Here is a 19,837-nt window from a genome sequence, read left to right as displayed (position 1 = left end):
GTGTTCCTTAGATGACTGAACGTAACGATCGTAAAGTTCTGATCGGTAAGGTTGTCAGCGATAAAATGGATAAAACCATTGTTGTTGCTGTTGAAACTTACAAAAAACATGAACTCTATCATAAAAGAATTAAATCTACGAAAAAATTTAAAGCACATGATGAAAACAACCAAGCTAAGATTGGTGACACTGTGAAAATCAGTGAAACAAGACCGTTGTCCAAAGATAAAAGTTGGAGACTGGTTGAAATTCTTGAAGTGGCAGTTGTTATCTAATATTCTAGATATGAACCCCGAAAGGAGGGAATACGATGATTCAACCATTTACTCGTTTGGCTGTCGCTGACAACTCAGGTGCGAAACAATTGATGTGTATCCGCGTTTTGGGTGGTACTGGTCGTCGCGTTGGTCACATTGGTGATTTGATCGTATGTTCAGTAAAAGAAGCAACACCAGGTGGCGTTGTCAAAAAAGGTGACGTTGTTAAAGCAGTTATCGTTCGTACGAAGAGCGGTGCTCGCCGTAAAGACGGTTCATATATCTCATTTGATGAGAATGCAGCTGTTATCGTGAAAGAAGATAAGAGCCCACGTGGTACTCGTATCTTCGGACCAGTTGCTCGCGAACTTCGCGATAGAGACTTCATGAAGATCGTATCCTTGGCTCCAGAAGTTATCTAAGACGTGTTACGATGTTGTTTTCCAAAGCGGAGAACCCCAGGAGGTGTAGAAGCTAATGCCAAGACTTAAAAAGAGACTAGAATCTCATAACAATAAATTGCACGTGAAAAAAGACGATACTGTTTTTGTAATCACGGGCAAAGACAAAGGTAAGAAAGGCCGCGTTATCGCTGCTTACCCTCGTCAAAATCGTGTTCTTGTTGAAGGTGTAAACATGGTTAAGAAACATGCGAAACCATCCCAACTTAACCCACAAGGCGGTATCTTGAATCAAGAAGCTGCTATCCACGTTTCAAACGTGATGCTGATTGATCCTAAGAGCGGCAAACCTACTCGCGTAGGATACAAAGTATTGGATAACGGAACGAAAGTTCGCATTGCGAAAAAATCCGGCGAAGTTATCGACTAATACACACATGTATGGAAAGGAGGCAATTGAGTCATGGCAGTAAGATTGAAAGATCGTTATTTGAACGAAATTACGCCTGCATTAATTCAAAAGTTCAACTACACAACAGTTATGCAAGTGCCGAAAATCGAGAAAATCGTTATCAACATGGGTGTTGGTGAGGCTGTATCGAACTCCAAAGTACTTGACACTGCAGTAGAAGATCTTCAAAAGATCTCTGGTCAAAAGCCAGTTGTAACAAAATCCAAAAAAGCGATCGCGGGTTTCAAACTTCGTGAAAACATGCCGATCGGCGCGAAAGTAACTCTTCGTGGTGAGCGCATGTACCACTTCTTGGATAAATTGTTTAACGTATCACTTCCACGTGTACGTGACTTCCGCGGTATTTCAAACAAAGCATTTGATGGTCGCGGTAACTACACACTTGGTTTGAAAGAACAACTCATTTTCCCTGAAATTGAGTATGATAAAATCGATAAAGTTCGTGGTATGGATATTGTTATCGTAACGACGGCTAAGTCCGACGAGGAAGCTCGCGAGCTTTTAACACAACTCGGAGCGCCTTTCGTAAAATAGGTTACCAGTTGTACCTATCAGGAGGTGTTATATTAAGTGGCAAAAACTTCGATGAAAGTCAAACAGCAACGTACCCCGAAGTTTAAAGTGCAAGCATACACACGTTGTGAGCGCTGCGGACGTCCGCATTCAGTGCTTCGCAAGTTCAAAATTTGTCGGATTTGTTTCCGCGAATTAGCACACAAAGGTCAGATTCCAGGCGTGAAAAAAGCAAGCTGGTAATCACCCTATTTTCGGGAAGGAGGTTTACACAAAATGGTCATGTCAGATCCAATTGCAGATATGCTAACACGCATTCGTAATGCGAACATCGTACGTCATGAGACAGTTGAAATCCCTGCGTCAAAAGTGAAGAGGGAAATCGCTGAAATCCTTAAAAAAGAAGGGTTTATCCGTGATGCTGAGTACGTTCAAGATAGCAAACAAGGTATCATTCGTTTGTTCCTGAAATACGGTTCAAACAATGAGCGTGTTATCTCTGGTTTGAAAAGAATTTCGAAACCAGGTCTACGCGTATACACTAAATCACAAGAAGTCCCTCGTGTTCTGGGCGGATTAGGGATTGCCATCATCTCCACGTCTCAAGGAGTTATGACGGATAAAGATGCTCGTCAATCCAAAGCTGGCGGAGAGGTTATCTGCTACGTTTGGTAATACAATTGTAATTGAATGGAGGTGCAAACATGTCTCGTATTGGTCGTAAGCCAATCACCATTCCAAGTGGTGTAAATGTAACACTAGACAATACTCAAATCACGGTTAATGGTCCTAAAGGATCCTTGTCCCGTGAACTTCATAAAGATATGAAAATCAGTGTTCTAGAAAACGAGATTTCTGTTGAGCGTCCTTCCGATAACAAGCTCCACCGTTCCCTGCATGGTACAACACGTAGTGTTGTTGCCAACATGGTAAGTGGTGTTACGGAAGGGTTCACGAAATCGTTGGATCTAGTAGGCGTAGGTTACCGTGCAAACAAAAGCGGTGACAAATTGGTTCTCAACGTTGGGTACTCCCATCCAGTTGAAATCAACCCTGAAAACGGAATTGAGTTCGATGTTCCAACGAACACGAAAATCATCGTTAAAGGTATTGATAAAGAACTAGTTGGCGCAATGGCAGCGAAAGTTCGTTCCGTACGTGAACCAGAGCCGTATAAAGGTAAAGGTATCAAGTATGAAGGCGAACGCATTCTTCGTAAAGAAGGTAAAGCTGGTAAGAAGAAATAAGATCGAAAGATCGCGGGTAATAGCTAAGAGTTTTCGAATGAAAACTTGCTACGTAAGCATAAGCCTCGCATCATAAGATGATGAAAGGAGTGTAAGTATAGATGATTACTAAAAGCGATAAAAATAAAGCTCGTCTGAAAAGACACCTTCGTGTTCGTAAGAAAATTGAAGGTACAACTCTTCGCCCACGTTTGAACATCTTCCGTTCATCCAAACATATGTATGCTCAACTAATCGATGATACAACTGGTGTAACAATCGTTGCAGCTTCGACTCAAGATAAAGAGCTGAAAAGTGAAATTGGTAACGGTGGTAACGTTGAAGCTGCTCGTAAAGTTGGCGCATTAATCGCGGCTCGTGCGAAAGAAAAAGGTTTAGACAAAGTGGTTTTTGACCGCGGTGGATACCTTTATCATGGACGTGTTCAAGCATTGGCTGACGCAGCTCGTGAAGCTGGTCTTGAATTCTAGAAATACATTAATAAGGAGGTAAAAGACTTGCGTGTAGATCCTAATACTTTAGAGCTAACAGAAAAAGTCGTAAATATTAATCGCGTAGCTAAAGTAGTAAAAGGCGGACGTCGTTTCAGCTTCAGCGCACTTGTTGTCGTTGGCGATGGCAATGGCTGGGTTGGTGCAGGAATCGGTAAAGCTTCCGAAGTTCCAGATGCAATCCGTAAAGGCATTGAAGATGCGAAAAAGAACTTGATTCATGTTCCTATCGTAGGCACTTCGATTCCTCACCTTGTTACTGGTAAATTTGGCGCAGGACGCGTTCTATTGAAACCAGCATCCCAAGGTACTGGAGTTATCGCAGGCGGTCCAGTTCGTGCAGTTCTTGAACTTGCTGGAGTAGGCGATATCTTGACAAAATCCCTGGGTTCATCGAACTCCATGAACATGGTTAACGCAACGCTTGAAGGCTTGAGCCGCTTGAAAAAAGCGGAAGAAGTTGCAAAGCTTCGCGGTAAAACTGTTCAAGAGCTATTAGGTTAGGAGGGGTAAACATGGCTAAACAATTACAGGTTACCCTAAAACGCAGCCTGATTGGCCGTCCTGAAACGCAACGCATTACTGTGAAAACGCTTGGTCTTCGCAAGATCAACCAAACTGTTCTTCACCAAGACAATGCAGCAATCAGAGGCATGGTTAATCAAGTGAGCCATTTGGTAGAAGTTAAAGAAATCGAAGCATAGAAATACGAATTTAAGATCTAGAGGAGGTGTGCAACGATGAAGTTACATGAGCTAAGTTCTGCTACTGGTTCTCGTCACACTCGTAAACGTGTTGGCCGTGGTACAAGTAGCGGCATGGGTAAAACATCAACTCGCGGACATAAAGGTCAAAACGCACGTTCCGGTGGAGGCGTTCGTCCTGGATTTGAAGGAGGACAAAACCCATTGTACCGTCGTTTACCTAAACGTGGTTTCACGAACCGTTTCCGTACGGAGTACGCGATCGTGAATCTTGAAGATTTGAACAATTTCGCAGCTGGTACTGAAGTTACTCCAGAAGTATTAATGGAGACAGGTATTGTTAAAGCTCCTAAAGATGGCATTAAGATTTTAGGAAACGGTGAAATCACAGTAAAATTAACCGTTAAAGCGAATAAGTTCTCTCAATCAGCGATTGAGAAAATCCAAGCTGCCGGCGGTCAAACCGAGGTGATTTAATGTTCAATACCATAGCCAACATCTTCAAAGTAGAAGATTTACGCAGAAGGATTCTCTTCACGCTTATCTTGCTAATCGTCTACCGTGTGGGTGCTTTCATTCCAGTGCCCAACATTAATACAGATGTTCTGAAACTTCAAGATCAAGCGAATCAGAGCGATGTCTTTGGTTTGCTTAACACGTTCTCCGGCGGTGCGCTCTTCCAATTCTCCATCTTCGCGATGGGAATTATGCCTTATATCACGGCTTCGATCATTGTTCAGCTTTTGTCCATGGATGTTATCCCGCGCTTCGCGCAATGGGCGAAAGAAGGAGATGTCGGAAGAAAGAAAATGACGCAGGTGACTCGATACGGTACGATTGTTCTAGGGTTGATTCAAGCTTTCGGTTTATCCATCGGCTTTAACCGCCTTTACAGCGGTTTGGTAATTGATGCCGGCTTTACAACCTTCGCCTTAATCGCTATCGTATTGACCGCTGGTACAGCTTTCTTGATGTGGCTAGGTGAGCAAATCACGGAGTACGGGATTGGTAACGGTATTTCTATTATCATCTTTGCTGGGATCGTTTCAGCGATTCCAACAAGTATTCAGCAAATATACAAATCAATCTTTGCGGCGGATGGAGCGTTGTTCCTGAATATCGTGAAGTTGATCATTATTGCTGTGGTTATTGTTCTGATTATTGCCGGTGTTATATTCGTACAACAAGGTGTTCGTAAAATACCTGTACAATATGCTAAGCGTGTAGTTGGACGTAAAATGTATGGTGGGCAAACAACACACATTCCACTTAAAGTGAATGCTGCTGGTGTTATCCCTGTAATCTTCGCATTATCACTTTTGATGTTTCCTCCAACCATTGCAAGTTACTGGAGAGGGAATGTAGTTGCAGAATGGATCATCAATAACTTGAGTATTAACCAAACTGCACCATTAGCGATTGTACTTTATGTACTGCTGATTATTGGGTTCACATACTTTTATACGTTCGTACAAATTAATCCAGTTCAAATGGCCGACCAGATGAAGAAAAATGGTGGATACATACCTGGGATTAGACCGGGTAAAACCACATCGACTTATCTGACTCGCGTAATGACTCGTATTACTCTTTCTGGAGCTTTGTTTCTCTCAGCAATCTCTATTCTTCCAATGTTGTTTGGAGGACTTGCCGGGTTGCCTAGTTCGGTTAAGATAGGTGGTACATCTTTACTTATCGTAGTAGGCGTTGGTCTTGAGACTATGAAGCAAATCGAGAGCCAATTGATTAAGCGTCATTACAAAGGATTTATCAATAAATAGCTAATAGGTTCTGATGGGGCAAGTTCTGCGACATCGGCACCTATTGTGCTGTTCGTAATGCCGAGTGCGATGGGGAGGTTTTAATTGTGAACGTAATATTTATGGGGCCTCCTGGTGCAGGCAAAGGTACGCAAGCAGAGAAAATCGTTTCTGAATTTCAAATTCCTCATATCTCTACGGGCGACGCTTTTCGCGCAGCCATGAGTCAAGGTACTCCAATGGGTATCGAAGCTAAAGGATATGTAGATAAAGGACTTCTAGTTCCTGATGAAATAACGAACGGTATTGTGAGAGAGCGTCTTGCCCAACCGGATTGCGATAAAGGATTTTTGCTTGATGGGTTTCCACGTACGGTAGCTCAAGCAGATGCATTGTCTGACATCGTTGATTCACTTGGTAAGAAGATTGAGATCGTAATCAATCTAGCTGTTGATCGCAGTTATCTGTTGGCACGACTAACTGGCCGAAGAATTTGTAAATCCTGTGGTTCTACGTATCATGTCATCTTCAACCCACCTCAGCAAGAAGGCGTATGCGATAAATGTTCCGGTGAGTTGTACCAACGATCTGATGATACGGAAGAGAAAGTCGGAACACGTTTGGATGAATACATCAACAAAACGGCTCCGCTTCTGGATTACTACCAAAAGAGGGAATTATTGCGTGAGGTTAACGGGGAACAAGACATTCATGCGGTAACCGAACAAATTAGCTCACTGCTACGAGGTCTAGCGTAATGATCATTTGTAAGTCCGAGGTTGAACTAGACCTAATGCGAGAAGCTGGTCGTATCGTAGCCGAAACGCACCGCTTATTGGCAAGGGCGATTCGTCCGAACATTACAACGAAAGAACTTGATCAGATCGCAGAGGAATTCATTCGCAGTCAGGGAGCGATTCCATCTTTCAAAGGTTACAATGGTTTTCCTGGGAGCATTTGTGCTTCAGTCAACGAAGAATTAGTTCATGGTATTCCTGGTCCAAGAAAGCTGATTGAGGGCGATATCATCAGTATTGATATTGGTGCTCAGTATAAAGGTTATCATGGAGATTCTGCTTGGACATATCCTGTCGGTGAAATTTCTGAAACTGCTCAACGATTGTTGAAAGTTACAGAAGATTCACTCTATCGAGGCATTGCAGAAGCTAAACCGGATGCTAGACTCTACACGTTGTCGCATGCAATCCAAACTTGTATTGAAGACGCAGGCTTCTCCGTGGTTATAGAGTATGTCGGTCATGGTATTGGAACGGATCTTCACGAAGAACCTCAAATTCCGAACTATGGTATTCCTGACAAAGGTCCTCGACTCAAACCAGGCATGGTCCTAGCCATTGAACCCATGGTGGTTGTTGGCGAAAGATTTGTCCAAACACTCGAAGACGATTGGACTGTAGTCACTACGGATCGTACCCTATGTGCTCATTTCGAACATACGGTTGCTATAACGGCAATTGGTTATGAAATATTAACTTTGCCTAGATCGTAGGTGAATTGAGTGGATAGTAAGATTCCGCAAGTGGGTCAAATCGTAAAGGTGCTTCGCGGTAGAGATCCCGGAGAATATGCGGTCGTGATTGGCATTGTGGATCATCGTTTTGTCTGGCTTGCCGACGGCGATCATCGCAAATTCGATCAACCGAAGAAGAAGAACCTGAATCATCTTCAGTTACAAGAAACGATTAGCAGTGAAGTAGCGTCAAGCATTAGGGAAACAGGTCGTGTAACTAATGGGAAATTGCGCTTTGCAATCGCCAAATTCGTTGAACTTATGCAAGTTGAAGCACAAGAGAAAGGAGAATGACTGTGGCCAAAGAAGATGTAATTGAAGTAGAAGGTACAGTGATTGAACCTCTTCCTAATGCAATGTTTAAAGTTGAATTGGAAAATGGTCATAAAATCCTAGCCCATGTTTCAGGAAAAATCAGAATGCATTTTATCCGCATTTTGCCTGGAGATAAGGTTACCGTAGAATTATCGCCTTATGATTTGACGAGAGGCCGTATAACCTACCGTTTTAAATAAATGTTCGGCTTGGAAGTAAGTTACTCTCTCAAGGCGTATGCTTACGAAGCAAGTTTTCTAACGAAAACGCAACATGGTTGCTTACGATGAAAAGGAGGGCTTAAAATGAAAGTAAGACCGTCAGTAAAACCGATTTGTGAGAAATGTAAAGTCATTCGTCGTAAAGGCAATGTTATGGTTATCTGTGAAAACCCTAAGCACAAACAAAAACAAGGTTAAAAGGAGGTGCATTCTGTAGATGGCACGTTTAGCTGGAGTTGACTTACCTCGTGACAAACGAGTTGTAATCGCGTTGACTTACATTTTCGGTATCGGCACTACAACTGCTCAGAAAATCATTGCTTCCACAGGTATCGATGCGAGTACTCGCGTTCGTGACTTGACTGAAGATGAAGTGAGCAAAATCCGTGATGTAATTGACAAAACCCTAAAAGTAGAAGGCGATCTTCGCCGTGAAATTTCCCTAAACATCAAACGTCTGATCGAAATCGGATCCTACCGTGGTCTTCGTCACCGCCGTGGTCTTCCTGTTCGTGGTCAACGTACTAAAACGAATGCTCGTACACGTAAAGGTCCTCGTCGTACAGTAGCTAATAAGAAGAAATAATAAAGGGGGTTAGAGCTAATGGCAAAACCTAAAAAAGTCGTCCGTACGAAACGTCGTGACCGGAAAAATATTGAGAGCGGTGTAGCACACATCCGTTCAACATTTAACAACACGATCGTAACGATCACGGATCCGCATGGTAACGCAATTTCTTGGGCAAGTTCAGGAAACCTTGGATTCAAAGGTTCCCGTAAAAGTACTCCTTTCGCAGCACAAATGGCAGCTGAAAAAGCAGCTAAAGCAGCAATGGAGCATGGCTTGAAAACAGTTGAAGTTATGGTTAAAGGTCCAGGCGCTGGCCGTGAAGCAGCAATCCGCTCTTTGCAAGCAGCAGGTCTTGAAGTAAACCTGATTAAAGACGTGACGCCGGTTCCTCATAATGGCTGCCGTCCTCCAAAACGTCGTCGCGTATAATTCAGGATCACTTTGTAGTATAATTATTCCAAAATCGTGAATAATGGTTTGAAGGATAGGTATACTATGAAATTTTCAACGAAGTATCCAGAGGGAACCGACGTATTGAATGGAGGGTACATTTCATGATCGAAATCGAAAAGCCAAAAATAGAAACTGTAGCATTAAGTGAAGATGGCGCTTATGGTAGATTTATCATCGAGCCGTTGGAGCGTGGCTACGGTACAACCTTAGGAAACTCACTACGTCGTATCTTACTGTCCTCCTTACCGGGGGCAGCTGTAACCTCTGTCCAAATCGATGGCGTTTTGCACGAATTTTCAACGATTCCTGGCGTGCTTGAGGATGTAACGGAAATTATCCTCAATCTTAAAGGTCTATCGTTGAAGATTCACTCCGATGAGGAGAAAGTGCTAGAAATTGATGCAGAAGGAGAAGGTAACATTACTGCGGCTGATATCCGTGGTGATAGTGATGTTGAGATCCTTAACCCGGATTTGCACATCGCTACCTTGTCTCCAGATGCACGTCTTCATATGAGGATTCATGCGGGCAGAGGGCGCGGTTACGTCCAATCAGACAAAAATAAGCATGAAGAGCAACCAATTGGTGTAATTCCAATTGATTCGATCTACACGCCTATTACTCGGGTAAACTACGCTATTGAGAATACTCGCGTCGGCCAAGTGACTAACTATGATAAGTTGACCCTCGAAGTGTGGACTGATGGAAGTATTCGACCAGAAGAAGCAGTTAGCTTGGGCGCGAAAATCTTAACTGAACATTTGCTCTTGTTCGTCGGTTTGACGGATGAAGCGAAAGACGCTGAGATTATGGTTGAAAAAGAAGAAGATAAGAAAGAGAAAGTTCTTGAGATGACGATCGAAGAACTAGACCTTTCCGTTCGTTCTTACAACTGTCTCAAACGTGCAGGGATTAATACCGTACAAGAGCTGATTACCAAAACAGAAGAAGACATGATGAAAGTTCGGAACTTAGGTCGCAAATCCCTTGAAGAAGTTCAAGAGAAGCTCGAAGAGCTGGGTCTGGGTCTACGTACCGAGGAATAATCTTGTCAGAAGGAGGTTAACTCAATGAACTACAGAAAATTGAACCGCGATTCCAGTAATCGTAAAGCATTATTTCGTGATCTGGTAACGGATCTGTTCATACATGAGCGCATTCAAACTACAGAAGCAAAAGCAAAAGAAATTCGTTCAATCGCTGAGAAGTTAATTACTCTTGCGAAACGCGGAGATCTTCATGCACGCCGTCAGGTTGCTGCTTTTGTTCGTAGAGAAGTTGCTAACGAAAATCAAGATGCGATTCAAAAACTATTCTCTGAATTGGCACCACGTTATTCCGAGCGTCCAGGTGGATACACACGTATTCTTAAACTGGGACCACGCCGCGGTGACGCAGCACCAATGGTTTACCTAGAGCTAGTAGATCGCGCATAGAAGACGGATGGGAAAGGGTGGACGGAATCACTAGATTCTGGTGAAGCCCTTTTTTTGCAGTCTTGGATCGCATTCTACTGACGAGAGCTGTTTATAGCTACTCAGACTAGGTAGGAAGGATGACTCATGGAGGAACAAGCCTTGAGAAATCTACGTTTTACCATAAGTTATGATGGCACATCTTACTCTGGCTTCCAGGTACAGCCTAAATCAGACACAGTGCAATATCGGTTAGAGCAGGCTGTGTTTTTGTTGACAGGTGAGAAAGTGAAAGTCATTTCATCAGGGCGTACTGATGCCGGTGTTCATGCGAAAGCGCAGGTTATTAATTTTACAACGAGTTCTAAGATTCCCGTGGAACGTTGGTGTTTAGCTCTAAATGCTAGACTACCCAAGGATATCGTCGCACATACCGCGGAAGAAGTCCTTCCTACTTTTCACTCTCGCAAAGCCGCGAAACGTAAGACTTACTGTTATACGATTCGTTCGGCGCGCTTCCCTGATGTCTTTCACCGCAACTACGAGTATCATCACCCCACGCTTCTGAATGTGGAAGCCATGAGAGAGGCGCTCCCTTGTTTGCTAGGTGAGCATGATTTTACTTCGTTTTGCACGGTGAGAACGGATAAGGAAATCAAAGTGAGAACCTTGTATGAGGTACGTATGGAAACAGAAACTGACGCGATAATGGCGACGGGTAAAGTAGATCGGATCCGGTTGATTATTACGGGAAATGGTTTTCTTTATAACATGGTGAGGATCATCGTAGGGACGTTGATTCAGATAGGTGAAGGTAAGAGACCATCCAGCGATATGCAGCGTGTTCTCGATGCCAGAGATCGGTCTCAAGCGGGTCCTACAGCTGAAGCCATGGGATTAACCTTGTGGAAAGTTGACTATTAAAAAGTTCATCTCGCTACTTGATTCTTTAGACATTATCGTGTAAAATATAACTTGGCGTTTCGTGATCGGCTACCCCACAGCCCCTGATCACAAATGACCATAACTATCCATCGCTTATGTTAAATTAACAACTATAACTTATGTATTTCAGATATATTTTTAGGAGGATTAAGCATGCGCACCACATATATGGCTAAGCCAAATGAAGTAGAGCGTAAATGGTACATTGTTGACGCTGCAGGCCAAACACTTGGCCGTCTTGCAAGTGAAGTTGCTAGCATTATCCGCGGTAAGCACAAACCGGAGTTCACTCCACACGTAGATACTGGTGATTTCGTTGTTGTTATCAATGCTTCCCAAATTAAGCTTACTGGTAAGAAAATGCATAACAAAATGTACTACCGTCACTCTTTGTACCAAGGTGGTTTGAAAGTGACTTCCGCTCAGGACCTACTTAACACTAAGCCTGATCGTATGATCGAATTCGCAGTTCATGGTATGCTTCCTAAGAACCGTTTAGGCGACAGCTTGAAAACTAAGCTTAAAGTCTACGGTGGAGCAGAGCATCCGCACCAAGCACAACTACCAGAAGTCTGGAATCTTCGCGGTTAATATAAGGAGGAACGTTTCGTGGCACAAGTTCAATATTATGGAACGGGTCGTCGTAAACATTCGGTAGCGCGTGTTCGCTTAATACCGGGTGAAGGACGCATCATCATCAATAAACGTGATCTAGATGAGTATTTCGGTCTAGAAACATTGAAGCTAATCGTTAAACAACCACTTGCTCTAACTGAAACTATCGGTCAATACGATGTTCTAGTACTTGCAAATGGCGGCGGAATCAGCGGACAAGCTGGAGCAATTCGTCACGGTATCTCCCGTGCGTTGTTGAAAGCTGATCCGGAATACCGTGGATCCTTGAAAAAAGCTGGATTCCTAACACGTGATTCCCGGATGAAAGAGCGTAAAAAATACGGATTGAAAGCAGCACGTCGTGCTCCTCAATTCTCCAAACGTTAAGATTTTGTGCCTCAGGCACGCAAGGAAAACCTTTTCGGCTACATGGCTGCGAAGGTTTTCCTTTTTTATTTGAGTTATCTTCGCAAAGATCCCAATTTGAAGCATATAAGAGAAGTTAATACCAAAATGATAAAAAGTCATTGACACCTTGTAGAAGTCGGATATAATAAAATTATAAATCATACAATAACAGTCGGGATTATCGACTAATGGAGGAATCGTACGATGAATCTATTTGAAAAAGAAGCATTTGTAACGAAAGCTGCGGAAGAATTCGAAAATCAATCGCCTGAAGCCATATTAAAATTAGCTGTAGATACTTTCCAAAGCTTGACACTTGCTTGTAGCTTTGGGGCAGAAGATGTGGTCTTGGTTGACATGCTTCAAAAGATTAACCCGAATGTAGATATTTTCTACCTGGATACAAATGTACATTTTGACGAAACGTATGAAACGAAAGAACGTCTTGAGAAACATTACGGAACGAAATTCGTTCAAGTGTTGCCTAAATTAACGCTCGAAGAGCAAGCGGAGAAATTTGGCGATGAACTTTGGAAAAGCGACGCGAACCAATGCTGTAACATTCGTAAAGTTGATCCATTGACTGACATTCTTAAAAACTATGATGCTTGGATTACAGGCATTCGCCGTGATCAAGCGCCTACTCGTGCAAATGCCAAAAAAGTTGAGTATGATGTGAAATTTGGTTTGATCAAATTCAATCCGCTTGCTGGCTGGACATCAGAAGATGTATGGAAATATATCCGTGATAACGATGTGATTTACAACCCACTTCATGATCGTAACTACCCTAGCATCGGTTGCACACATTGCACACGTCCTGTAGCTGAAGGTGAAGATCCGCGTGCTGGCCGCTGGGCAAGTATTGAGAAAACAGAGTGCGGACTTCATAAGTAAGTTAGGAAAGATTCAGGTACTGTCAGAACTACACATCTGTTATAGAAACAATGCGTTTGACAGATGGAACGGTGTGGAGCATCCCCTTAACACTTTCGGTATTGCCTGAACTCGCGGCTACACTTTCAGTTGGTGTAGAAGATGATGTTGTGTATGCGATTATGGATCTAACAAGTATCTATAAAGTGAACCAACAAAATGAAGCTGTTAAGGTTTTCAAGACAGACGACATGGCTCACCCCGGTGTGGATAAGCTTTTCTCACGCTCTTCAACTAATGTAGGTGGACCAATTCAGCTGCTGAATCGTCCTAAGCCCAAGAAATTCGAAGAATTCTATCATGATTCAGCGGAGACTCGCCGCATTTTCGCTGAAAAAGGTTGGAAAACTGTAGTAGGCTTCCAAACACGTAATCCTGTGCACCGCGCACATGAATATATTCAAAAATCAGCGATGGAAATCGTTATCCGGCTGCTATGCGCTATGCAGTCCCTCGTGAGGCGATTCTGCATGCGATTGTACGTAGAAACTACGGTTGCACTCATTTCATCGTAGGACGCGACCACGCGGGTGTGGGTGACTATTACGGCACATATGAAACGCAAAAGAATTCCAGTAATTTCACGGCTGAAGAAATGGGGATAACACCATTATTCTTTGAGCACAGCTTCTTCTGCACGAAGTGTGGTAACATGGCTTCAAGCAAAACATGTCCACATGACAAGTCTCACCATATGACGCTTTCAGGAACGAAAGTTCGTGGCTTATTAAGAGACGACCAATTTCCACCTCCTGAGTTCACACGTCCTGAAGTAGCAGAAGTACTTATTGAAGGTTTAAGAGTCCCTGAATATCAAGTGTAAGTCTGGTATATTTGTCCACCCTGTCCCATATAGATGTTACAGAGTCTATAGGGGAACAGAGGTGGATTTTTTATGCGTAAAAGGAAGAAAAGGTTAGTGGTATGGCTAACCTTTCACAGTAGTCTGAAACTAATGCTTTCTGCCCTTTTGATTGCGTTGGTTGTCTTTATTTATGCGTACGAGCTCCCTACAACGAAGACATGGTCAGATTGGACGCTGCCTCTATCGGGTAAGACAATTGCGCTAGATGCAGGCCATGGTGGCCCAGACGGTGGGGCAGAGAGTAAGGATGGTGTCATTGAAAAGGATATCAATTTGGCGATCACCCTGCGGTTGCGTGATTATTTACAACAAGCCGGGGCGGTCGTTGTGTTAACAAGAGAAACCGATACTGATTTGGCGGAGTCTGGCACCAAGGGCTATAGCAAACGGAAGACACAAGATCTACATAACCGCGCCGACTTGATCCAAAACAATAATGCCGATATGTTTTTGAGTATCCATTTGAACAGCATACCTTCGGTAAAATGGAGAGGCGCACAAACGTTCTATTATTTGAATAATCCAGCCAATCCAAACCTAGCTGCACTCATACAGGCTGAATTAAGGCGAAACCTAGAGAATACTGATCGTGTTGCGAAAGTAGCGGATAAGTCGGTGTATTTGTTAAAAACGTTGAAAATCCCGAGCGCACTTGTCGAGGTAGGCTTTCTCTCAAATCCGGAAGAAGCTAAATTACTTGCAGATGAGAACTATCAGAAGATGCTGGCTGCATCCGTCTATCAAGGGATTTTGAGATATTTTGCTGGGGAAAAAGTGGGATCTGCTTCATAATGTGTTATAATTAAAGCCGCGAAGACAATGTCCCAATAAAGGTGTGATGTGGCTATGGTACATAAAGATCAAATACTAGAAGCGTTGAACACGCTAATAGAACCTCAGTTCAATAAAAGCGTAGTAGAATTAAATTTGATTCGTGATGTAATGGTGAAGGAAGATGCCGTATCCTTAAGTTTAATCGTCGTAACAGAGGATGAGGGATACAAAGAGCAAGCCAAAGCATTCATTCAACAATCTTTAGCCAATATAGGAGTACCTCAGGTTCATATCCGTTTTAGATTGATGACAGATCATGAACGGAGTCGTTTGGAAGGTCCTGCGCAGCAGTCGGATCAAACAAATCCGCCAAAACCGGTGCAACCTCCCATTCAGCAACCGATTCTTGGACAATCCTCTACGGTTGAGTTCATTGCTGTCGCGAGTGGTAAGGGTGGAGTGGGTAAATCAACTGTTACGGTTAATCTAGCAGTCGCCTTAGCTCGTAAGGGGAAAAAGGTTGGGATCATCGATGCGGATATATATGGCTTCAGTATCCCGGATATGATGGGGATTGAAGAACAGCCGCAACTCGTTGAGAATGTGATTATTCCTGTTGAGAAATTCGGAGTGAAAGTAATTTCGATGGGCTTCTTTGTCCAAGACAATGCACCTGTTGTTTGGCGTGGACCGATGCTCGGCAAAATGCTTCGTAACTTCTTCAATGAAGTCGATTGGGGGGATGTGGAGTATATCTTGTTAGATCTTCCTCCAGGTACAGGGGATGTTGCACTTGATGTGCATCAGCTCATTCCTCAAAGTAAAGAAGTCATTGTCACCACTCCGCATGCAACCGCTGCTTTTGTAGCAGCAAGAGCAGGTGCAATGGCCATTCAGACGAATCACGAAATACTGGGTATCGTTGAGAATATGTCCTATTATGAAAGTAAGGATGGCAGTATAGACTACATTTTTGGTAGAGGTGGCGGGGCTAAGCTTGCGGAAGACTTGCATAGCGAGCTTTTAGCGCAGATTCCATTGGGCGCTCCTGACAACCATATATCCGAAAAGGATTACTCGCCATCCGTGTATAAGGCAGAATCCAAAGCTGGGCGAATTTATTTGGAAATAGCAGATAGAATTATTACGAAGCTTGACGCATAACAAAAGGAAGAGGGAGCAGAGAAAGTCTGCAACCTCTTCCTTTTTTGCTTAAGAACCAGAATCCGAACCGCTATCCTTTTTCTCTTCTCCTTGTTTTTCGGAGTCACCGGAAGAATCATCCTTCTTCTTCTCATCTCCACCTCCGCTGTCGCCTTTCTTATCGCCTTCTTTTCCTGAATCGCCGCCTTTCTCTGCGCTTTTCGCAGAAGGCATTTGATCAGGCTTACTTTGTTGCGCGATAGCGGACTTAAGTAATTCAACCATTTGAGCACGAAAAAGTGGACTTTGTATCGATTCTTCCATGACTGTCATCATTTGCTGGCGGTAGGGTGCTGTTTTCATGACATCAAGTACCATTTTCTCGTAGTCCGGGTTTTTCATCACATCAATAAGTGATTTTTGGTACGTAGGATCTTTCAATAATTCTTTGAACATTTGTTTAGTTTCTTTTTGAATGGCAAGAGCAAAGTCCCCTGCGAACTTAGGGTCCTTCATCATATCGGTCAAGAACATATTATTTTCTTTAGCAGTCAGAACATCCTTAACAGCCATCTGAAGTTGAAGGGATTCATTTGCGGACAGCAGCTTAATTTGAGACTGTCCAGCAATACTATTTGTGCCAACGTCGCCATTCATAATACTTCGATTTGCCGCGCTGATCGCTTTTTTACCATCATCGGATTTAAGGATATCAAGGATCATTGTTTTTTGTTCTTTATACGTATTCGCTTGTGATTGACCTTGAGAGGAGTTATCGGTTCCGCAAGCAGCGAGAAGTAAAGCCATTGAAATAACCGGTAGGACGTGAAGCTTTCTAAGTCTTGTTTTTAGCATAACTACATGCTCCCTTCCCTTAACTTTAATGGTCTTAGTATGTGTGGTTAGGGACAGAATATAAGGGGTCATAATTGGCTTTTTATCGCAAAGGTTGGTACAATTAACAATTAGAGTTGATGTGTGGAGGTAATTGGACGTGACTTTGCGTAAATGGTTTCACTTATTTTGGACAACAATGTTATTAGGAGTGGTTGTATCCACTGGGATTGGACTTATCCTTCAATTTTCCGACAAAGAATTTTCCGTAATGGGTTTATCGGCCGTAGGATTTAACCTGATAAATATGATTCTCGGTGGAGCTACCATAAGCGTTTTGAGTCAAATGGGCTTTTTTGCTTATTTAATCGTTAGATTTATTGCTGTTGGCATTATACGTTCCAAAACAGTTTGGGATTTACTGCAGCTAGCCGTTGTCATTGTTGTCCTATTCGACCTTGTCTACTTGAGGAAGACTAATTTTGAAAGTTCAGAATCTTTAATCGGTTACTTCGTCTTACCAGCAATTGTTCTGGTGATTTCCTTGGCCGTAAGCTATTGGAAGGTAAAAATGACGAATCGTAATGCGTTCATTCCTACCTTGTTTTTTATGTCTGCAGTAACTGTACTTGAGGCCGTACCTGCATTGAAGTTGGATAACTCAGCGTCAAGTCTATTTATGTTGGCACCGTTATTCGTATGTAATTCATGGCAAATTCTGACCCTACATAAAATATTGGATAACAAAAAGAGCTAATTCAATTAGCTCTTTTTTCAATCTATTCATTGTATTTGTTTCATTGCTTGATCCTCGACAGGCGTAGTTTCAACCTGGGTTTGTTTAATAAGCTCACTTACGCTCACGAATTGATAACCTTTTGCACGTAATTGTTGAATGATAGCAGGTAAAGCCTCATGTGTTTGTTGAGAGGAATCGCTCGCATGAAGTAGAACGATGTCCCCGGGATGTGCCTTACTTACTACGCGGTTAACAAGGGTGTCGACACCTTTATTCAACCAATCCTGAGAGTCTGTATCCCATTGAATGACTGAATATCCGAGATCATCTGCAATACGTAACACACGTTTGTCGAAATCACCATTAGGTAGACGGATGAGATTAGGCTCTTTTCCAATCAATTCTGTCAAAATCCCATGAGCAGTTGAAATTTGGCTTCGGATTTCCTCATCACTAAGTGTGCTGTAGTTATCGAATTTATTGCCGTGACTGCCAATCTCGAAACCATAGCTTTTGATGTGCGCAACAATGTCAGGATGACTCTTGCTCCAAGGTGAAGATAAGAAGAACGTTGCATCCTTAACGCCATTGTCCTTTAGGATTTTCAGGATGGGTTCTGCACGAGTATCTCCCCAGGAGATATCAAAAGTTAGAGCTATAACCTTTTTTTCGGTTTGTACGCTGTAAATAGCGGATGGTTCAGAGTTCATAAAGACAGATACGTTACTCTGTTCGGAATATACAATGGCTGCTGAGAAGATAATGGCGAGAGCAATGAATAAGTATTGTTTGAATTTTCGTGCGTTAATGACGAAGAAGTAGTTCATGAATAGCTTGTACCTCCTTTATGTCAGGCAGTTGATAAGCTTGTTTACCCTTTAGTAAATAATGTATGCTCGTACACATAGTACTTATGCTTCCGAAATTGGAGGAATTAAAATGAATTTTAAGGGATTAATTAGACATTTTAAAGAAATGAAACATTACTTTATTGTGGGTGTACTTGTATTTGGCTTCAGCTTTTATATGGGATGGGCAAACTCTGAGCAGTTTTCGCATTTTTTGGAAAAGCAGTTAGCGGGACTCCAGCCTATGATTAAATCGATAAGCACCAAAGAGAACCCGCAGGTATGGTTATTCATTTTTATCTTTTTGAACAATGCAATTAAGTCCGTTATTATTGTATTCTTTGGACTTTTCTTAGGTGTACTGCCTCTTTTTATGCTAATTGCCAATGGGATGATTCTTGGTTACGTACTCTCCCTGCAGACGAATGGCAGTACCTGGTCTATTGTACTGAAGGGGATATTACCACATGGTATCATCGAGATCCCTGTCATATTACTTGCCTGTGCATATGGACTGAAGTTAGGAATGCTAGTTTGGAAAATGGCTGTACAGCTTCTAGTACCGGCCGAGAAAAGAAGTGCTCGGATTGAATTCATGAGAATACTCCAATTAACCAAGCCGCTTAGCGTTGGAATCGTCGTTCTTCTATTAATTGCAGCCATAATTGAAAGTACACTTACCTACTGGTTGGTGCATTTGTAAAATATTTTCAATCTCTCTGTCATAAAACTGGCAAAATCTGAGCATAACAATAAGGCGGAAATGAAGAAGGTACATGATTGGCCTACTTATCTGCCTAACAAACTGTTAGTGCCATGAATCTCTACAGTCGAGAGGGGTTTGGATGGATGTATGCTCGGATTTTTGTTCAATGAGAGAGAATGTAGAGAATTAGATTATGTACTGCGCAAAGAATTAGATGAAATGTTATTCGATCTCAATGATAAGAGAATTGATCAAGAGATAAAGGGAGCTATAGAATCCAGGTACAAGGTCATATTTAGGATGTATGCTCGCCTGGCGACACCGAAGGAAATATCGAAGTACGCGAGAAACCGTAATTACCAAGCTCAAAAAAAATAGGGGGTAAGTGCTTGACTTACCCTCTCTACCTGTGTTATTTTATAACTCGTCACTTCGAAACAATGCGAGCGAGTCATCTCGAAAGCGATGTTCACAAAAATCTTTTCGAAAAAAAAGACTTGCAATCTTCGCTGAGACTGTGATATATTGAAAAAGTCGCCGCTAAACGGACGACGAACAAAATGAAAGAAATTGATCTTTGAAAACTGAACAACGAGTGAGTAAGCACGAACGAGAAATCGTTCAAAAAAGAGATTGCAAAATCTCGCTAGCAACGCAAATGAGCAATTAAGCT

General features: G+C 42.6%; 32 protein-coding genes and 1 pseudogene. 31 read left to right on the top strand and 2 right to left on the bottom strand.

All coding sequences use genetic code 11. The features are described 5' to 3' along the window. Positions 1 to 11: 11 nt before the first annotated feature. The 28 genes and pseudogenes from rpsQ (at position 12) to salA (ending at position 16,058) form a co-directional block, all read left to right on the top strand. Complete coding sequence (gene rpsQ, locus AC58P7_RS30125; RefSeq protein ID WP_028557486.1) at positions 12 to 275, top strand: 30S ribosomal protein S17; 264 nt, start codon at positions 12 to 14, stop codon at positions 273 to 275. Between the two features lie 35 nt (positions 276 to 310). After that, complete coding sequence (gene rplN / locus AC58P7_RS30120) at positions 311 to 679, top strand: 50S ribosomal protein L14 (protein ID WP_028557485.1); 369 nt, start codon at positions 311 to 313, stop codon at positions 677 to 679. 55 nt (positions 680 to 734) lie between these two features. Continuing rightward, entirely contained in the window at positions 735 to 1,088 is a 354-nt protein-coding gene (rplX, locus tag AC58P7_RS30115) for a 50S ribosomal protein L24 (RefSeq protein ID WP_081787661.1), read from the top strand. A 33-nt stretch (positions 1,089 to 1,121) separates the two neighbouring features. Continuing rightward, a complete protein-coding gene (rplE, locus tag AC58P7_RS30110; protein ID WP_065858860.1) occupies positions 1,122 to 1,664 on the top strand; it encodes a 50S ribosomal protein L5 in 543 nt (180 codons plus the stop codon). Positions 1,665 to 1,700: 36 nt separating this feature from the next. Further along, positions 1,701 to 1,886 (top strand): type Z 30S ribosomal protein S14, encoded by a 186-nt coding sequence (locus AC58P7_RS30105; protein ID WP_029196455.1) that lies wholly within the window; start codon positions 1,701 to 1,703, stop codon positions 1,884 to 1,886. 33 nt (positions 1,887 to 1,919) lie between these two features. Beyond that, on the top strand, positions 1,920 to 2,318 hold the full coding sequence (gene rpsH, locus AC58P7_RS30100; RefSeq protein WP_028557481.1) for a 30S ribosomal protein S8: 399 nt from the start codon (positions 1,920 to 1,922) through the stop codon (positions 2,316 to 2,318). 29 nt (positions 2,319 to 2,347) lie between these two features. Then, positions 2,348 to 2,890 carry a 50S ribosomal protein L6 gene (rplF, locus tag AC58P7_RS30095; RefSeq protein ID WP_436239091.1) on the top strand — a complete coding sequence of 181 codons (543 nt, stop codon included), beginning with the start codon at positions 2,348 to 2,350 and terminating at the stop codon, positions 2,888 to 2,890. A 101-nt stretch (positions 2,891 to 2,991) separates the two neighbouring features. Then, positions 2,992 to 3,360: a 50S ribosomal protein L18 gene (rplR, locus tag AC58P7_RS30090; RefSeq protein ID WP_056618280.1), complete on the top strand. Its 369-nt coding sequence runs from the start codon at positions 2,992 to 2,994 to the stop codon at positions 3,358 to 3,360. A 27-nt stretch (positions 3,361 to 3,387) separates the two neighbouring features. Beyond that, entirely contained in the window at positions 3,388 to 3,885 is a 498-nt protein-coding gene (gene rpsE, locus AC58P7_RS30085) for a 30S ribosomal protein S5 (protein ID WP_056618277.1), read from the top strand. A gap of 11 nt (positions 3,886 to 3,896) precedes the next feature. Beyond that, positions 3,897 to 4,085 carry a 50S ribosomal protein L30 gene (gene rpmD / locus AC58P7_RS30080; protein WP_056618272.1) on the top strand — a complete coding sequence of 63 codons (189 nt, stop codon included), beginning with the start codon at positions 3,897 to 3,899 and terminating at the stop codon, positions 4,083 to 4,085. A gap of 36 nt (positions 4,086 to 4,121) precedes the next feature. Beyond that, positions 4,122 to 4,562 (top strand): 50S ribosomal protein L15, encoded by a 441-nt coding sequence (rplO, locus tag AC58P7_RS30075; RefSeq protein WP_047683177.1) that lies wholly within the window; start codon positions 4,122 to 4,124, stop codon positions 4,560 to 4,562. Then, positions 4,562 to 5,866, top strand: coding sequence for a preprotein translocase subunit SecY (gene secY / locus AC58P7_RS30070; protein ID WP_497349598.1), 1,305 nt, complete (start codon positions 4,562 to 4,564; stop codon positions 5,864 to 5,866). Before rplO ends, secY begins: the two co-directional genes overlap by 1 nt. Before the next feature lie 86 nt (positions 5,867 to 5,952). Then, positions 5,953 to 6,603, top strand: a complete 651-nt coding sequence (locus AC58P7_RS30065) for an adenylate kinase (protein WP_497349596.1) — start codon at positions 5,953 to 5,955, stop codon at positions 6,601 to 6,603. Further along, positions 6,603 to 7,355 carry a type I methionyl aminopeptidase gene (map, locus tag AC58P7_RS30060; RefSeq protein ID WP_497349594.1) on the top strand — a complete coding sequence of 251 codons (753 nt, stop codon included), beginning with the start codon at positions 6,603 to 6,605 and terminating at the stop codon, positions 7,353 to 7,355. The genes AC58P7_RS30065 and map overlap by 1 nt, the downstream gene beginning before the upstream one ends. Positions 7,356 to 7,364: 9 nt before the next feature. Then, the gene (locus tag AC58P7_RS30055; protein WP_497349592.1) at positions 7,365 to 7,670 is read left to right on the top strand and encodes a hypothetical protein; all 306 of its coding nucleotides are present in this window, start codon (positions 7,365 to 7,367) and stop codon (positions 7,668 to 7,670) included. Positions 7,671 to 7,672: 2 nt separating this feature from the next. Next, positions 7,673 to 7,891, top strand: coding sequence for a translation initiation factor IF-1 (gene infA, locus AC58P7_RS30050; protein WP_009676800.1), 219 nt, complete (start codon positions 7,673 to 7,675; stop codon positions 7,889 to 7,891). A 105-nt stretch (positions 7,892 to 7,996) separates the two neighbouring features. After that, complete coding sequence (gene rpmJ, locus AC58P7_RS30045; protein WP_003333770.1) at positions 7,997 to 8,110, top strand: 50S ribosomal protein L36; 114 nt, start codon at positions 7,997 to 7,999, stop codon at positions 8,108 to 8,110. 19 nt (positions 8,111 to 8,129) lie between these two features. Continuing rightward, positions 8,130 to 8,498: a 30S ribosomal protein S13 gene (rpsM, locus tag AC58P7_RS30040; protein ID WP_028557471.1), complete on the top strand. Its 369-nt coding sequence runs from the start codon at positions 8,130 to 8,132 to the stop codon at positions 8,496 to 8,498. 18 nt (positions 8,499 to 8,516) lie between these two features. Beyond that, complete coding sequence (gene rpsK / locus AC58P7_RS30035) at positions 8,517 to 8,912, top strand: 30S ribosomal protein S11 (protein WP_028557470.1); 396 nt, start codon at positions 8,517 to 8,519, stop codon at positions 8,910 to 8,912. Positions 8,913 to 9,037: 125 nt separating this feature from the next. Beyond that, positions 9,038 to 9,982, top strand: a complete 945-nt coding sequence (locus tag AC58P7_RS30030) for a DNA-directed RNA polymerase subunit alpha (RefSeq protein ID WP_056618255.1) — start codon at positions 9,038 to 9,040, stop codon at positions 9,980 to 9,982. A gap of 24 nt (positions 9,983 to 10,006) precedes the next feature. Continuing rightward, entirely contained in the window at positions 10,007 to 10,372 is a 366-nt protein-coding gene (rplQ, locus tag AC58P7_RS30025; protein ID WP_028557468.1) for a 50S ribosomal protein L17, read from the top strand. A gap of 141 nt (positions 10,373 to 10,513) precedes the next feature. After that, entirely contained in the window at positions 10,514 to 11,275 is a 762-nt protein-coding gene (gene truA, locus AC58P7_RS30020; RefSeq protein WP_497349590.1) for a tRNA pseudouridine(38-40) synthase TruA, read from the top strand. A gap of 174 nt (positions 11,276 to 11,449) precedes the next feature. Further along, positions 11,450 to 11,887: a 50S ribosomal protein L13 gene (rplM, locus tag AC58P7_RS30015; protein WP_497349588.1), complete on the top strand. Its 438-nt coding sequence runs from the start codon at positions 11,450 to 11,452 to the stop codon at positions 11,885 to 11,887. 18 nt (positions 11,888 to 11,905) lie between these two features. Further along, complete coding sequence (gene rpsI, locus AC58P7_RS30010; RefSeq protein ID WP_028557465.1) at positions 11,906 to 12,298, top strand: 30S ribosomal protein S9; 393 nt, start codon at positions 11,906 to 11,908, stop codon at positions 12,296 to 12,298. 225 nt (positions 12,299 to 12,523) lie between these two features. Continuing rightward, positions 12,524 to 13,216 carry a phosphoadenylyl-sulfate reductase gene (locus tag AC58P7_RS30005; protein ID WP_497349586.1) on the top strand — a complete coding sequence of 231 codons (693 nt, stop codon included), beginning with the start codon at positions 12,524 to 12,526 and terminating at the stop codon, positions 13,214 to 13,216. Between the two features lie 23 nt (positions 13,217 to 13,239). Beyond that, positions 13,240 to 14,078: pseudogene (gene sat / locus AC58P7_RS30000) on the top strand (sulfate adenylyltransferase); the annotation flags it as partial. A 72-nt stretch (positions 14,079 to 14,150) separates the two neighbouring features. Further along, a complete protein-coding gene (gene cwlD / locus AC58P7_RS29995; protein ID WP_497349584.1) occupies positions 14,151 to 14,912 on the top strand; it encodes an N-acetylmuramoyl-L-alanine amidase CwlD in 762 nt (253 codons plus the stop codon). Positions 14,913 to 14,966: 54 nt separating this feature from the next. Continuing rightward, a complete protein-coding gene (gene salA / locus AC58P7_RS29990; RefSeq protein ID WP_497349582.1) occupies positions 14,967 to 16,058 on the top strand; it encodes an iron-sulfur carrier protein/transcriptional regulator SalA in 1,092 nt (363 codons plus the stop codon). 48 nt (positions 16,059 to 16,106) lie between these two features. Here the strand turns inward: salA and gerD are convergent, their stop codons facing one another. Beyond that, complete coding sequence (gene gerD / locus AC58P7_RS29985) at positions 16,107 to 16,892, bottom strand: spore germination lipoprotein GerD (RefSeq protein WP_497349580.1); 786 nt, start codon at positions 16,890 to 16,892, stop codon at positions 16,107 to 16,109. Positions 16,893 to 17,031: 139 nt separating this feature from the next. Here gerD and AC58P7_RS29980 point away from each other — a divergent pair, with 139 nt between their 5' ends. Next, positions 17,032 to 17,628: a KinB-signaling pathway activation protein gene (locus tag AC58P7_RS29980; RefSeq protein WP_497349578.1), complete on the top strand. Its 597-nt coding sequence runs from the start codon at positions 17,032 to 17,034 to the stop codon at positions 17,626 to 17,628. 26 nt (positions 17,629 to 17,654) lie between these two features. Here the strand turns inward: AC58P7_RS29980 and pdaB are convergent, their stop codons facing one another. Beyond that, positions 17,655 to 18,437 carry a polysaccharide deacetylase family sporulation protein PdaB gene (pdaB, locus tag AC58P7_RS29975; RefSeq protein WP_497349576.1) on the bottom strand — a complete coding sequence of 261 codons (783 nt, stop codon included), beginning with the start codon at positions 18,435 to 18,437 and terminating at the stop codon, positions 17,655 to 17,657. A 112-nt stretch (positions 18,438 to 18,549) separates the two neighbouring features. Between pdaB and AC58P7_RS29970 the strand changes: the two genes are divergently transcribed. Together AC58P7_RS29970 and AC58P7_RS29965 are read left to right on the top strand one after the other, a co-directional pair. Then, entirely contained in the window at positions 18,550 to 19,161 is a 612-nt protein-coding gene (locus AC58P7_RS29970) for a stage II sporulation protein M (protein ID WP_497349574.1), read from the top strand. Positions 19,162 to 19,311: 150 nt separating this feature from the next. Further along, positions 19,312 to 19,542, top strand: coding sequence for a hypothetical protein (locus AC58P7_RS29965; protein WP_056618222.1), 231 nt, complete (start codon positions 19,312 to 19,314; stop codon positions 19,540 to 19,542). Positions 19,543 to 19,837: the final 295 nt, after the last annotated feature.

The organism is Paenibacillus sp. J22FR5, from assembly GCF_059691975.1.
This window is presented reverse-complemented; position numbering and strand designations above follow the sequence as displayed.

Excerpts from the sequence above, each read along its gene's own strand:
- rplM (WP_497349588.1), top strand. The coding sequence starts at position 11,450 with ATGCGCACCACATATATGGCTAAGCCAAATGAAGTAGAGCGTAAATGG.
- salA (WP_497349582.1), top strand. The coding sequence starts at position 14,967 with ATGGTACATAAAGATCAAATACTAGAAGCGTTGAACACGCTAATAGAA.
- rplX (WP_081787661.1), top strand. The coding sequence starts at position 735 with ATGCCAAGACTTAAAAAGAGACTAGAATCTCATAACAATAAATTGCAC.
- rpmD (WP_056618272.1), top strand. The coding sequence starts at position 3,897 with ATGGCTAAACAATTACAGGTTACCCTAAAACGCAGCCTGATTGGCCGT.
- rpsM (WP_028557471.1), top strand. The coding sequence starts at position 8,130 with ATGGCACGTTTAGCTGGAGTTGACTTACCTCGTGACAAACGAGTTGTA.
- AC58P7_RS30005 (WP_497349586.1), top strand. The coding sequence starts at position 12,524 with ATGAATCTATTTGAAAAAGAAGCATTTGTAACGAAAGCTGCGGAAGAA.
- AC58P7_RS30030 (WP_056618255.1), top strand. The coding sequence starts at position 9,038 with ATGATCGAAATCGAAAAGCCAAAAATAGAAACTGTAGCATTAAGTGAA.
- rpsQ (WP_028557486.1), top strand. The coding sequence starts at position 12 with ATGACTGAACGTAACGATCGTAAAGTTCTGATCGGTAAGGTTGTCAGC.
- rplN (WP_028557485.1), top strand. The coding sequence starts at position 311 with ATGATTCAACCATTTACTCGTTTGGCTGTCGCTGACAACTCAGGTGCG.
- cwlD (WP_497349584.1), top strand. The coding sequence starts at position 14,151 with ATGCGTAAAAGGAAGAAAAGGTTAGTGGTATGGCTAACCTTTCACAGT.
- map (WP_497349594.1), top strand. The coding sequence starts at position 6,603 with ATGATCATTTGTAAGTCCGAGGTTGAACTAGACCTAATGCGAGAAGCT.
- rpmJ (WP_003333770.1), top strand. The coding sequence starts at position 7,997 with ATGAAAGTAAGACCGTCAGTAAAACCGATTTGTGAGAAATGTAAAGTC.
- gerD (WP_497349580.1), bottom strand. The coding sequence starts at position 16,892 with ATGCTAAAAACAAGACTTAGAAAGCTTCACGTCCTACCGGTTATTTCA.
- rplR (WP_056618280.1), top strand. The coding sequence starts at position 2,992 with ATGATTACTAAAAGCGATAAAAATAAAGCTCGTCTGAAAAGACACCTT.
- AC58P7_RS29965 (WP_056618222.1), top strand. The coding sequence starts at position 19,312 with ATGCTCGGATTTTTGTTCAATGAGAGAGAATGTAGAGAATTAGATTAT.
- rplF (WP_436239091.1), top strand. The coding sequence starts at position 2,348 with ATGTCTCGTATTGGTCGTAAGCCAATCACCATTCCAAGTGGTGTAAAT.
- secY (WP_497349598.1), top strand. The coding sequence starts at position 4,562 with ATGTTCAATACCATAGCCAACATCTTCAAAGTAGAAGATTTACGCAGA.
- rplO (WP_047683177.1), top strand. The coding sequence starts at position 4,122 with ATGAAGTTACATGAGCTAAGTTCTGCTACTGGTTCTCGTCACACTCGT.
- rpsK (WP_028557470.1), top strand. The coding sequence starts at position 8,517 with ATGGCAAAACCTAAAAAAGTCGTCCGTACGAAACGTCGTGACCGGAAA.
- rplE (WP_065858860.1), top strand. The coding sequence starts at position 1,122 with ATGGCAGTAAGATTGAAAGATCGTTATTTGAACGAAATTACGCCTGCA.
- pdaB (WP_497349576.1), bottom strand. The coding sequence starts at position 18,437 with ATGAACTACTTCTTCGTCATTAACGCACGAAAATTCAAACAATACTTA.
- rplQ (WP_028557468.1), top strand. The coding sequence starts at position 10,007 with ATGAACTACAGAAAATTGAACCGCGATTCCAGTAATCGTAAAGCATTA.
- rpsH (WP_028557481.1), top strand. The coding sequence starts at position 1,920 with ATGGTCATGTCAGATCCAATTGCAGATATGCTAACACGCATTCGTAAT.
- AC58P7_RS29970 (WP_497349574.1), top strand. The coding sequence starts at position 18,550 with ATGAATTTTAAGGGATTAATTAGACATTTTAAAGAAATGAAACATTAC.